The 12,020-nt window shown below is 78.1% G+C and carries 8 protein-coding genes; 4 read left to right on the top strand and 4 right to left on the bottom strand.

Translation table 11 applies throughout. From position 1 onward, the window contains the following. Positions 1-809: DUF2778 domain-containing protein (locus DT057_RS15560; RefSeq protein ID WP_162501419.1), on the top strand; the 809-nt coding region annotated here is incomplete at its 5' end. Positions 810-885: 76 nt separating this feature from the next. Here DT057_RS15560 and DT057_RS15555 read toward each other — a convergent pair. The 4 genes from DT057_RS15555 to DT057_RS15540 all read right to left on the bottom strand — a co-directional run bounded on the left by DT057_RS15555 (position 886) and on the right by DT057_RS15540 (position 6,073). Next, positions 886-1,800, bottom strand: a complete 915-nt coding sequence (locus DT057_RS15555; RefSeq protein WP_203236291.1) for a pseudouridine-5'-phosphate glycosidase — start codon at positions 1,798-1,800, stop codon at positions 886-888. Between the two features lie 72 nt (positions 1,801-1,872). Next, the gene (locus DT057_RS15550) at positions 1,873-2,628 is read right to left on the bottom strand and encodes a helix-turn-helix domain-containing protein (RefSeq protein WP_128563014.1); all 756 of its coding nucleotides are present in this window, start codon (positions 2,626-2,628) and stop codon (positions 1,873-1,875) included. Between the two features lie 620 nt (positions 2,629-3,248). Continuing rightward, positions 3,249-3,833 carry a class GN sortase gene (locus DT057_RS15545; protein WP_128563013.1) on the bottom strand — a complete coding sequence of 195 codons (585 nt, stop codon included), beginning with the start codon at positions 3,831-3,833 and terminating at the stop codon, positions 3,249-3,251. Next, complete coding sequence (locus DT057_RS15540) at positions 3,830-6,073, bottom strand: marine proteobacterial sortase target protein (RefSeq protein WP_128563012.1); 2,244 nt, start codon at positions 6,071-6,073, stop codon at positions 3,830-3,832. Before DT057_RS15540 ends, DT057_RS15545 begins: the two co-directional genes overlap by 4 nt. Before the next feature lie 399 nt (positions 6,074-6,472). On the opposite strand from DT057_RS15540, the gene DT057_RS15535 reads away from it, so the two are divergent. Genes DT057_RS15535 through DT057_RS15525 form a run of 3 tightly spaced genes read left to right on the top strand, consistent with a single transcriptional unit; the run spans position 6,473 to position 11,959 of the window. Next, positions 6,473-7,219, top strand: a complete 747-nt coding sequence (locus DT057_RS15535; RefSeq protein WP_128563011.1) for an ImuA family protein — start codon at positions 6,473-6,475, stop codon at positions 7,217-7,219. Next, entirely contained in the window at positions 7,137-8,711 is a 1,575-nt protein-coding gene (locus tag DT057_RS15530) for a Y-family DNA polymerase (RefSeq protein WP_128563010.1), read from the top strand. Before DT057_RS15535 ends, DT057_RS15530 begins: the two co-directional genes overlap by 83 nt. Continuing rightward, a complete protein-coding gene (locus tag DT057_RS15525) occupies positions 8,708-11,959 on the top strand; it encodes an error-prone DNA polymerase (RefSeq protein ID WP_128563009.1) in 3,252 nt (1,083 codons plus the stop codon). The genes DT057_RS15530 and DT057_RS15525 overlap by 4 nt, the downstream gene beginning before the upstream one ends. The last annotated feature ends 61 nt before the right edge of the window (positions 11,960-12,020 follow it).

The raw sequence follows: 12,020 nt of genomic DNA, 5'->3' as shown, positions 1-12,020 counted from the left end.
GGGAGCCGGCCCGCTCCGTCGACGCGCAGGCCGCCGAGCCGGCGCGGCTCGCCCAACCCCTGCCCCAGCCCGTCCCCCTGCCGGTGCCGCGCCCGCCCGAGCTGCGGCGCCCGGGCCTCGCCGAGCCCGCCCGCAGGGCGGAGCGGCAGGCCGCCCGGCAGGCGCGGAGCGTGGCCGCCCCGGCCTCCGCCGAGGACACGCGGTCCTTCTTCGAGAAGCTGTTCGGCACGCCGGACACCGCCGGCCCCGCCCTCGCCTACAGCTCGCTCGAGAGCCCCCTCGTCCCGGTCGCTCCCGGCCGGCGGCTCGGCCCCGTCCCCAACCCGTCGGGCGGGGGCGGGACCGCCATCTACGACATCAGCGCCCGCATCGTCTCCATGCCGAACGGCGAGAAGCTGGAGGCGCATTCCGGCCTCGGCGACAGCATGGACGACCCGCGCCACGTGCACGTGCGGATGCGCGGCCCGACGCCCCCCGGGACCTACGATCTGACGGAGCGCGAGAAAACCTTCCACGGCGTGCGCGCCCTGCGGCTCACGCCCCTCGGCGGCAGCGCCGCCATCCACGGCCGGGCCGGCCTCCTCGCCCACACCTACATGCTGGGCCCGAGCGGCGCCTCGAACGGCTGCGTGTCCTTCCGGGACTACGACAGGTTCCTGCAGGCCTACCTGCGGGGCGAGGTCCAGCGCCTCGTCGTCGTCCCGGGCCGCGGGCAGGACAGCCTGCCCGTCATCGCGAACGGGGGCGGGCCGCAGCCCGGGCGTCCGGACGCCGGCACGGTCTCGGCGTCGAGCGCGAGCATGCTGTGAGCGGGGCTCCCGCCGGCGGACTTCGCCCGCCGGCCAGGCGGCCTTCGCCCGCCGGCCGGGCGGCCCTCGCCCGGCGTCACGGCGCGCCGAGCGCCACGGCGAGGCGGGCGGCGAGCGCCGCGTTGTTCTTCACGAGCGCGATGTTGGTGGCGAGGCTGCGGCCGCCCGTGAGGTCGAGGAGGCGCGAGAGCAGGAAGGGCGTCACGGCCTTGCCGCTGATCCCGGCGCTCCGGGCCTGCGCCACGGCGGCCTCGATCAGGCCGGCGATCTCCGCGGCCGGCATCGCGTCGGCCTGCGGCACCGGGTTCGCCACGAGGACGCCGCCGCCGAGCCCGAGCGCGTCCTTGGCCCGCACCAGGGCCGCGACCGCCTCCGGCGTGTCGAGCCGCAGCGGCGCCGGGAGCCCGCTGTCGCGGCTCCAGAAGGCCGGGAAGCGGTCGGTGCCGTAGCCCACGACGGGGACGCCCCGGGTCTCCAGGTACTCGAGGGTGCGGGGCAGGTCGAGGATCGCCTTGGCCCCGGCGCAGATCACGGCCACGGGCGTGCGGGCGAGCTCGTCGAGGTCCGCCGAGACGTCGAGCGTCGCCTCCACGCCCCGGTGGACGCCCCCGATGCCGCCCGTCGCGAACACCCGGATGCCGGCGAGGTGGGCGCAGATCATCGTGGCGGCGACCGTGGTCGAGCCGTGCCGCCCCGCCGCGACCGCGTAGGGAAGGTCGGCGCGGCTGAGCTTCATCACCTCGCTCGCCGTGCCGAGCCAGTCGAGGACCTCGTCCGGCAGGCCGATCCGGATGCGCCCCGCGACGACCGCGATGGTGGCCGGCACCGCCCCGCCCGCGCGCACCGCCGCCTCCACCGCGCGGGCGGTCGCGACGTTCTCGGGATGGGGCATGCCGTGGGTCACGATCGTGGATTCGAGCGCCACCACGGGCGCCCCCGCGCGCAGCGCATCGCGCACCTCCGGGGTCGGATCGAGGAGCGCGTGGGTCATCGGCGGCAACTCCAGGGCGGCGGTTCTCGGAGGCGGTTCTCGCGGCACGGCGCCCGGCGCCCCGCCGCCGGATCAGGCCGGGCAGGCGAAGAACGCCGCGAACCCGTCCTCGCAGGCCCGGCCGAGATGGCGGCGGCAGAGCGGGTAGGCCCCCATCTCCGGCGTGATCCGGCCGCTCTCGATCGCGGCCGGGCCGTCGCGGTCGGGGATCAGGGCGAGCGGGCAGGCGGCGGGCGTCAGGTGCGCGCCGCGGCCCGCGTGGAGCGTGGTGAGCACGCCGTACATCTCGCCCTGGATCGTCGGGCGGCCCAGGATGGCGAGGCGGTGCTGGCCCTGCCAGTTGGTCACGAGGTAGATCGTGCCCGACAGGTTCGGGACCGAGACGCAGCCCGCCTGCGCGAAGGGCGCGTCGAGGCGCTCGGCCTCCCGAAACACCAGGCGGGCGCTCACCGCGTCCCAGGCGATCTCGGTGCGGTAGGAGAAGATCGCGCCGGCGGTCCCGAAGGAGGGCCGCAGCGTCAGGTAGCGGCCCTCGAGCCAGGCCGCCGATTCGCGGGAGTAGGAGCCGAGCTCCTCGGGCGCGTGCCGCACGCTCCCCGGGGGCGCCGCGGGCGCCTCGCGCAGGGGCAGGCCCAGGGCCTCCTCGAGGCGGAGGGTGGTCGCGAGGGTGAAGGGCCGGCGTCCCGCGAGCGCCTTCTCCAGGGTCGAGACGCTGATGCGCGCCGCGTCGGCCAGGGCCTGCCGCGACATGCGGCGGCGGGCGAGAGCCTCGCGCACCGCCGTCGCGACGGCGCGGCTCTCGGTGTCGGGCAACGCGGTCTCGGTCACGCACGGGCCTTTCGCGGATCACGGGCGCACAGATCCGCACAAAGCCGCACATCTTGGCAAGAGCGCGCCGCAGGAGCGCGTCCGGCCTGGCAAGAGCGCGCAGCAAGGAGCGCGCCCCGCTTGGGCAAGAGCGCGCCGCAAGGAGCGCGCCCCGCTTGGGCAAGAGCGCGCCGCAAGGAGCGCGCCCCGCTTGGGCAAGAGCGCGCCGCAAGGAGCGCGCCCCGCTTGGGCAAGAGCGCGCCGCAAGGAGCGCGCCCCGCTTGGGCAAGAGCGCGCCGCAAGGAGCGCGCCCCGCTTGGGCAAGAGCGCGCCGCAAGGAGCGCGCCCCGCTTGGGCAAGAGCGCGCCGCAAGGAGCGCGCCCCGCTTGGGCAAGAGCGCGCCGCAAGGAGCGCGCCCCGCTTGGGCAAGAGCGCGCCGCAAGGAGCGCGCCCCGCTTGGGCAAGAGCGCGCCGCAAGGAGCGCGCCCCGCTTGGGCAAGAGCGCGCCGCAAGGAGCGCGCCCCGCTTGGGCAAGAGCGCGCCGCAAGGAGCGCGCCCCGCTTGGGCAAGAGCGCGCCGCAAGGAGCGCGCCCCGCTTGGGCAAGAGCGCGCCGCAAGGAGCGCGCCCCGCCGGCGCCCGCCTACGGGCCGTCGACGGCCTCGGCCTCCACGATCAGGCGCAGCGGCCCCCGCGCCGGCCCGTCGAGGGGCCAGCAGGTCGCGAGGGCGAGGTGCCGGCCGGGCGCCCGGGGATCGAGGCCGGAGGCGTCGAAGCGGGCGACCCGGCGGCCCGTCACCCGGAAGGCGACGGTCCGGCCGTCGCGGCGCGTCACCGCCACGGGGTCGCCGGGGCGGAGCGCCCCGAGCCCGGCGAAGTGGGTGTCGCGGTGCGCGGCGTAGACCGCCGTCCCGGCCTCGCCGGCCTCCGGGGTCCCGGCGAGGTGGCCCGGCCCGAAGGCGAGGGCCTGGCCGCTGGCGCCGCGGAGCGCGACGACGCTCCGCCCCGCGAAGGTCAGTCGGGCGACCGGCTCCGTGTCGGCCGAGGGCCAGGGACGGACCGGGCGGCCCGCCGCGAGGCTCGCCGCGAAGGCCCGCTCCAGGAGCCACTGCGCCAGCACGGCCTTGGCGGGGACCAGGACCGCCTCGCCGGCGATGCCGAGCCCGGCCGCGAGCAGGAGGGCGGCGAGGAGCGCCCTCCCCCGCACGCCCCCGGTCCGGCGGCTCACCGGGCGCGCCGGGCCGGGCGGCCCGCCAGCAGGCCGGGGACGACGGGGCGGCCCGCCAGCAGGCCGAGGGCGAGGAGGACGATCCCGACGAGCAGGCGCGGCGCGAAGCCGGTCGCGGTCTGGGGCAGCGGGACGGCGGCGCCCGCCGCCTCCGGCACCTCGGCCGCGGCGCGCCACCCGTCCGGGACCGCGGGCCGCCCGCTGCCCGGCCCGACGAGGCGGGCGAAGTCCCACCCGGCGGGCAGGTTGAGGGGCAGGTCGGCCGCCGCCAGGGGCGCGCCGGCGGGGCGGCGCGGCGTGGCGTCGACGGCGACGAGGCTCGTCAGCCGGGTCACGAGCTTGTGCGCGAGGGCGAGGCGCAGGATCTCGGCGTCCGCCGCCTCGGGCGCGGCGCGCCCGGTGATCCGGGCCGTCTCGGCCTCGCCGATCTTCCGGCGGGCCCAGACCTTCGAGATGCCGTGCCCGTCCGCGGCCGCGGCGAGATCGAGGGTCTGCCGCCAGGGCCGGTCGCCGAGGCGCCCGCTCAGCGTGAGGGTGCCGGCGGCGTCGGCGAGGCGCGCCGCGAGGACCACGGGCTCGCCCCGGTAGAGGTCGGGCAGGGGCGTCGGCGTCACGTCGGCGCCGTCCGCCGAGAAGGTCGCCCGGAGGTCGGTCACCGCGGGGCTCTCCAGCTTGGCGAACAGCTCCCGGGTGCGCTCGGCCACCTCCTCGACCGAGCCGATGGCCGTGACGCTGCCGCGGCCGAGCTCGGCGGCGTGCCGCATCAGGTGGCCGTTGGGCGCCGTGCCGATGCCGACCATGAACAGGCGCGAGCGCCCGAGCCCCTGCGCGATCGCCCGGACGATCGCGTCCTCGTTGCCGATGGCGCCGTCGGTGAGGAACACGACCTGCCGCACGCGCCCGACCTCCTCGGAGTGCGCGTCGGCGAGCGCCGCCCTCAGGGGCGCCAGCATCTCGGTGCCGCCGCGCGCCTCGAGAGCCGCCACGAACGTCTCGGCCGCGCGCCGATGGGCGGGGTCGGCCTCCACGAGGTCGGGGAACGCGGCATCCATCGTGTCGTCGAAGCGGATCACGTTGAAGCGGTCCCGGGCGTCGAGCCGGGCGAGGGCCGCGAGCAGGCTCGCCTTGGCCTGGCGCATCGAGGCGCCCGCCATGGAGCCGGAATTGTCGATCACGAACACGACGTCCCGGGGCCGGCGCGGGATCGCGCCCGCGTCCGGCGGCGTCACCGTGGCGAGCAGGAAGGTCTCCTCGCCCACCCGCTCGCGGAACAGGCCGAGGGCGGGCGCCCGGGACGGCGCGGGCCGCCAGGTCAGGGTGAAGTCGCGGTCCGCCGGGACGGCCCCGTCGGCGAGGACGACCCGGCGCGCATCGGGCCCGAGATCCTCGACGCGCAGGGCGTGGCTGGCGCTCTCGATCGCCCCGATGGGGAAGCCCGCCCGCACCCGCACGCTCAGGGTGACGGGGTTGACGGGCGCGTGGCGGGCCGGATCGAGCACCGGCGGAGCGATCCGGCCCCGGTCCGGGACCGGATCGGCGGCGGGCGCCCCGGAGGCGAGGTCGACGGCGGGCGGGGCGGGGCTGTAGCGCGGGGCGACCACGAGGGGCAGGCGCAGGCTGTGGACGCCGCCCGAGACCGCGACCGTCTGCTGATAGGCGATCTGCACCAGCACCGTCTCGCCCGGCCCGATGGAGGCGACCGTGTTCGTGAACACGTTCGGCCGCTCCTGCTCGGTCAGCGCCGCGGACTGGCCGGCGGCCCGCGCCGCCGCGTAGGTCCGGCGCGCGGCGGCCCGCTCGGCGATCCCCGCCACGACGACGCGGCCGCCCACGACGAGCGTCATGCCGTCGACGGCCGCGTCCTCGGGCAGCGGGTAGACGTAGGTGCCCTCGACCCAGCGGTCGGTCGTGTTGCGGAAGGCCTGGGTCACCACGGCCCGGGCGGTCGGGCCGCTGACCTCGACGGCGACATCCGTCCTCAGGAGCGGCGCCTCGACGGGGCTCGCCCCGGCCTCCGGCGCCCGCAGGACGAGGCTTCCGCCGGCGGGCGGCGCCGGCAGCGCCAGGGCCGAGGCGAGGGACGCGAGGAGCGCGAAGAGCGCGAGGACGAGCGGCGCGGGCGCGGGCGCCGGGCACCAGCGCGGACCGCCCGGCCGGGAGCCGCGCGGGACGGGGCCGCGCGGGACGGGGCCGCGGGGGCGGGCGCCGCCCGGGACGGCGCGGGAGACGAGCAGGGACATGGGGCAGACCTCCGGTGCGGCCGGGCTTGTCCGGCCGCAAGCCCAGGCTCGTTCAGGCCCCGGCGCGCCGCCACGGGCGGCTTCGCCCGGTCTCGGCCGGAACCCGGACGCCGCGGCGGCCCGCCGGGGCCGTGCGGTGCGGAGCCGTGCGGCGGCGTCCGGATTCCGGCGGCCCGGGCGCCCCCGGGTGAGAGCCGCGGCCCGGCCCGACAGGTGCTCCGCGCCGGCCGCGGACCCGTTTGCCCGGGACCGCCTCCTCCACCCGAGAGCCCCCGCGGCGAGGAATTCTCCACAGGTTGCGGGTTCAGAGCCCACAACCCGGACGAGCTCGATTGACTCGGTCGCGCTTTGGAACAAAACAAGAACGATCCCGATGTCGGGAAATGGGTGGGCGAGCCGATGCGGCAGGCCGGACGCGAGCAGCGGCTCGCAGCGTTGCGACGGAGCCTCGGCGGCCTCGAGGCCGGGCGGGGGGAGCCGCCGCCCGTCCTCGCCTTCGGCGTCGGGCCGATCGACCGCCACCTGCCGGGGGGCGGCCTGCGCCGGGGCGCCCTGCACGAGATCGTGGAGGCGAGCGCGAACGACGCGCAGGCGGCGCTCGCGACCCTGTTCGCGGCCAGCCTCGTGGCCCGGCTGCCGGGGCCGGTGCTGTGGTGCCTCGCGAGCCGCGACCTCTTCGCGCCGGGCCTCGCGGCGGTGGGCCTGCATCCCGACCGGGTGCTCTACGCCGAGACCTGGCGCGACGCCGAGGTGCTGCCCGCCATGGAGGAGGGCCTGCGCCAGCGCGGCCTCGCCGCCGTGGTGGGCGAGCTGAGCCGGCTCGGCCTGACCGCCTCGCGCCGCCTGCACCTCGCGGCCGCGGGCAGCGGCGGCTTCGCCCTCGCCCTGCGGCGCGGGCGGGCCGAGGCCGAGCCGGAGCCGAGCGCGGCCTTCACGCGCTGGCGCATCCGCCCGGCCCCCTCCCCCTCGCCCCCGGGCCCGGGCCTGCTGCGGGCCCGCTGGACCGTCGAGCTCCTGCGCGCCCGGGGCGCCGCCCCCCAGACCTGGATCGTCGAGGCTCCTGATGCGAAGGGTCGTCTCCGTCTTCCTGCCGACCTGGCCGACCGACCGCTGGCGCCGGCGGCACGGCGGGCCGCCCCCGGATAGCCCCCTCGTCACCGTGGCGGCGCAGGGGCCGCGCCGGCTCGTCGCGGCGGTCGACCGGGCCGCCCGGGCGCGGGGCCTCAGGCCCGGCATGCCGGTGGCGCAGGCGCAGGGGATGGTGGTCGACCTGGTGCTGGCCGAGGCGGCGCCCGACGCGGACCGGGCCGGCCTGACGCGCCTGTCCGCCTGGTGCCTGGCCTACGCCCCCCTCGTGGCGCCCGATCCGCCGGACGGGATCTGGATCGAGATCGCGGGCGCGGCCCACCTGCACGGCGGCGAGGCCGGCCTCGTCCGCGACCTGACCCGGCGCATCGCCGCCGGCGGCTTCGCGGTGCGCGCCGCGGTGGCCGACACGCCGGGGGCCGCCTGGGCGGTCGCCCGCTTCGGGCGCCGCCGGGGGCGCGACGGGCGCGACCCGGCACGCGAGGAGGCGCGCGGCGGGCCTGACGAGACCCGCGGCGGGCTCGTCCCGCCGGGCGCGCAAGGACGGGAGCTGGCGGAGCTGCCGCTGGCGGCCCTGCGCCTCGAGGCCGAGGCCGTGGCGGGGCTCGCGGCCCTCGGGGTCGAGCGCGTCGCCGACCTCGCGGGCCTCGCCCGCGCGCCGGTGCGGCTGCGGTTCGGCGGGGCCGTGCTGACGCGCCTCGACCAGGCGCTCGGCCACGCCCCCGAGCCCCTGACCTACCTGGCGCCGCCCGAGACCCTCGCCGTCCGCCTCGCCTTTCCGGAGCCGATCGGGGGCGCCGAGACCCTGGCCCGGGCGGTCGCGGGCCTCACGGCGGCGCTCGCCGCCGACCTCGGCCACCGGGACCTCGGGGCGCGCCGGCTCGACCTCGTCTGCCAGCGCGTCGACGGCCTGCCGCAATCGCTCAGCGTCGGGCTCGCCCGGCCGAGCCGCAGCCCGCGCCACCTCGCGCGGCTCTTCGCCGACCGCCTCGCGCTGATCGATCCCGGCTACGGCATCGAGGCGGCGCGGCTCATCGCGGCGCGGGTCGAGCCCCTGCGGGCCCGCCAGCTCGCCGGGACCGCCGGCCCGGCGGAGGGGGGCGAGCCGGAGGCGCTGGCGGAGCTCATCGACCGGCTGGCGGTGCGGCTCGGCCCGCGCCGGCTCTACCGGGCCGCCCCGGTCGAGAGCGAGTGGCCCGAGCGCTCGGCGCGGCGCGTGGCGCCGCTCGCCCCCGCCTCCGGCCTGACCTGGCCCGCCGGCCTGCCGCGCCCCGCCCGCCTCCTCGATCCGCCCGAGCCCGTCCAGGCCCTGGCCCTGCTGCCGGACGCGCCCCCGGCGAGCTTCGCCTGGCGGCGGCGGCGCTGCCGCGTGGCGCGGGCCGACGGCCCGGAGCGGGTCTTCGGCGAGTGGTGGCGCAGCGACGCCGAGATCTCGGCCTCCCGCGACTATTACCGGGTCGAGGACGAGACCGGCGCCCGCTACTGGCTGTTTCGCGACGCGCCCGCCGCGGAGGGCGGGCGCTGGTGGCTGCACGGGCTCGGCGAGGCATGAGGGCGGATCCGCCGAGGGGCGCCGTCGAGCTCCAGGCCACCAGCCACTACGCGTTCCTGCGCGGCGCCTCCTCGCCCGAGGAGCTGTTCGCGACCGCGGCCGGCCTCGGCCTCTCCGCGCTCGCCATCACGGACCGCAACTCCCTCGCCGGGCTGGTGCGGGCGCACGCGGCGGCGCGGGAGACGGGCTGCCGCCTGATCGTCGGCTGCCGCCTCGACCTCGCCGGCCCGGATGCCGGCACCGCGCTCCTCGTCTACCCGACCGACCGGGCCGCCTACGGCCGGCTCTGCCGCCTCCTGACCCTCGGCAAGGCGCGGGCCGGGGAGGGGCCGGACCGCAAGACCGGCTGCGACCTCGCCTGGAGCGACGTGGCGGAGTGGAGCGGGGGCCTGTTCGCGGTGCTGCTCGGCGACCACGCCGACGAGGGGCTGGCGGCCCGGCTCGCCCGGCTCGCGGAGGTCTTCGGCCAGCGGGGCTCCCTCGCGCTGACCCGCCGCTACGGCGTCAACGACCACCTGCGGCTCGACGCGCTGGCGGCGGCGGCGCGGCGCGCGCGGGTGCCCACCGTGGCCACCGGGGACGTGCTCTACCACGCGGCGGAGCGCCGCCTGATGCAGGACGTGGTCACCTGCATCCGCCTCGGCCGCACCATCGAGGCGGCGGGCTTCTCCCGCGAGCGCCATGCCGGGCGCCACCTGCAGCCGCCCGCCGAGACCGTCCGCCTGTTCGCGCGCCACGGGGCGGCGCTGGAGCGGGCGGGCGCGATCGCGCGGGCCTGCCGGTTCTCCCTCGACGAGCTCGCCTACAGCTACCCGGACGAGGTCGGGGAGGACGGCCGCTCGGCCCAGGAGCGGCTCGAGGCCCTGACCCTGGAGGGGGCCGCCCTGCGCTATCCGGGCGGCGTGCCGGACGCGGTCGGGCGCCTGCTCCGGCACGAGTTCGACCTGATCGCCAAGAAGGCCTACGCCCCCTACTTCCTCACCGTCGAGGCGATCGTGCGCTTCGCCCGCCAGCAGGGCATCCTGTGCCAGGGGCGCGGCTCGGCGGCGAACTCGGCGGTCTGCTTCTGCCTGCACATCACCGCCATCGACCCGGCGCAGCAATCCCTCCTGTTCGAGCGCTTCATCTCGGAGGAGCGCGACGAGCCGCCCGACATCGACGTCGATTTCGAGCACGAGCGCCGCGAGGAGGTGATCCAGTGGGTCTACGCCACCTACGGCCGGCACCGCGCCGCCCTCGCCGCCACGGTGATCCGCTACGGCGCCCGCGGGGCGGTGCGGGAGGTCGGCAAGGTGCTGGGCGTGCCCGAGGACGTCACCGGCTCCCTCGCCCGCCTGGTCTGGGGCTGGTCGCGGGAGGGCGTCGGCGAGCGGGAGGCGCACGCCCTCAACCTCAACCTGGCGGACCGGCGCCTGCGCCTGACCCTCGAGATCGCCCGGGCCCTGATCGGCACGCCGCGCCACCTCGGCCAGCACCCGGGGGGCTTCGTGCTCACCCTCGACCGCCTGGACGAGCTCTGCCCCATCGTCCCGGCCACGATGGAGAGGCGCCAGACCCTCGAGTGGGACAAGGACGACATCGAGGTGCTCCGGTTCATGAAGGTCGACGTGCTCGGCCTCGGCATGCTGGGCTGCCTGCGCCGGGCCTTCGCCCTGCTCCAGGAGCACCGGGGGGCCGGGGACCCGCCCCGGGACATCGCCGGGATCCCGCACGACGACGCGGCCACCTACGCGATGATCCGGGCCGCCGACACGCTCGGGGTGTTCCAGATCGAGAGCCGCGCCCAGATGGCGATGCTGCCGCGGATGAAGCCCGCGAGCCTCTACGACCTCACCATCGAGGTGGCGCTGGTGCGCCCCGGCCCGATCCAGGGCGACATGGTCCACCCCTACCTGCGGCGGCGCAGCGGCCGCGAGCCCGTCTCCTACCCGACCGAGGCCCTCGAGAAGGCCCTGGGCCGCACCCTCGGCGTGCCGCTGTTCCAGGAGCAGGCGATGCAGGTCGCGATCGTGGCGGCCGGCTTCTCGGCCGCCGAGGCCGACGGGCTGCGCCGCGCCATGGCGACCTTCAAGCAGTCCGGCAAGGTCGCGCATTACCGCGAGAAGCTGATCCAGGGGATGATCCGCAACGGCTACGCGCCCGACTTCGCGGAGCGCACCTACCGGCAGCTCGAGGGCTTCGGCTCCTACGGCTTCCCGGAGAGCCACGCCGCCTCCTTCGCGCTCCTCGCCTACGCGTCGTCCTGGCTGAAGTGCCACCACCCGGCGGTCTTCGCGTGCGCGCTGCTCAACTCCCAGCCGATGGGCTTCTACGCCCCGGCCCAGATCGTGCGCGACGCCCGCCGGCACGGCGTCGCCTTCCGCCCGGTGGACGTCAACGCGTCGCGCTGGGACTGCACCCTGGAGGGGCCGGGCGGCGGGCAGCTCGCGGTGCGGTTGGGCCTGCGCCTCGTGCGGGGCCTGCCCAACCGCGACGGGGCGCGCCTCGTCACGGCCCGCGAGGCGGACCTGTACCGCTCGGTCGAGGACCTCTGGCGCCGGGCCGCCGTGCCGCTCGCCGCGCTCCGGCAGCTCGCCGCCGCGGACGCCTTCCGGTCCCTCGGCCTCGGCCGCCGCGACGCGCTGTGGGCGATCCGCGGCCTCGCCCCGGCGCCGCTGCCGCTGTTCCGGGCCCTCGACCCGGGCGGGGCCGCGCCGGAGTGGAACGAGGCCGCCGTGACCCTGGCGCCCCTGCGCGAGGGCGCGGCCGTGGTGGCGGATTACCGCGCCGCCGGCCTGAGCCTCGGCCGGCACCCGGTCGCCTTCCTGCGGGCCGACCTCGCCCGCGACGGGATGGTGGCGTGCGGCGCCCTCGCCCGGGCCCGCGACGGCGCCCGCCTGACGGTGGCGGGGCTGGTGCTGGTGCGCCAGAAGCCCGGCTCGGCCAAGGGCGTGATGTTCGTCACCCTGGAGGACGAGAGCGAGGTCGCCAACCTCGTGGTGTGGCCCTCCCTGTTCGCCCGGCAGCGCAGCCTGATCCTGTCGGCCAGCATGATGGGGGCCCGGGGGCGCGTGCAGCGCGAGGGGCGGGTGGTCCACCTCGTGGCCGACCACCTCATCGACCTGTCGGACCTGCTGGCGCAGGTCGGCGGCCGCGGCACGACGCTGCCGCCATCCGCGAACCGGGGCGACGAGGCGCGCTACGGCGGACGCGACGCCCGCGCGGCTCCGGACGGGCGGCTGCGGGTCCGGACGCGGGACTTCCGCTGACCCGCGGGATGCCGGGGCGGGGCGGGGCAGGATCGGGGCGGGGCAGGATCGGGGCGACCGG

The organism is Methylobacterium crusticola (assembly GCF_003574465.1).
GTDB lineage: Bacteria > Pseudomonadota > Alphaproteobacteria > Rhizobiales > Beijerinckiaceae > Methylobacterium > Methylobacterium crusticola.
Note: the sequence above shows the minus strand (reverse complement) of the source record. Positions and strands in the feature narration are given on the sequence as shown.

Excerpts from the sequence above, each read along its gene's own strand:
- DT057_RS15555 (WP_203236291.1), bottom strand. The coding sequence starts at position 1,800 with ATGACCCACGCGCTCCTCGATCCGACCCCGGAGGTGCGCGATGCGCTG.
- DT057_RS15540 (WP_128563012.1), bottom strand. The coding sequence starts at position 6,073 with ATGTCCCTGCTCGTCTCCCGCGCCGTCCCGGGCGGCGCCCGCCCCCGC.
- DT057_RS15535 (WP_128563011.1), top strand. The coding sequence starts at position 6,473 with ATGCGGCAGGCCGGACGCGAGCAGCGGCTCGCAGCGTTGCGACGGAGC.
- DT057_RS15530 (WP_128563010.1), top strand. The coding sequence starts at position 7,137 with ATGCGAAGGGTCGTCTCCGTCTTCCTGCCGACCTGGCCGACCGACCGC.
- DT057_RS15525 (WP_128563009.1), top strand. The coding sequence starts at position 8,708 with ATGAGGGCGGATCCGCCGAGGGGCGCCGTCGAGCTCCAGGCCACCAGC.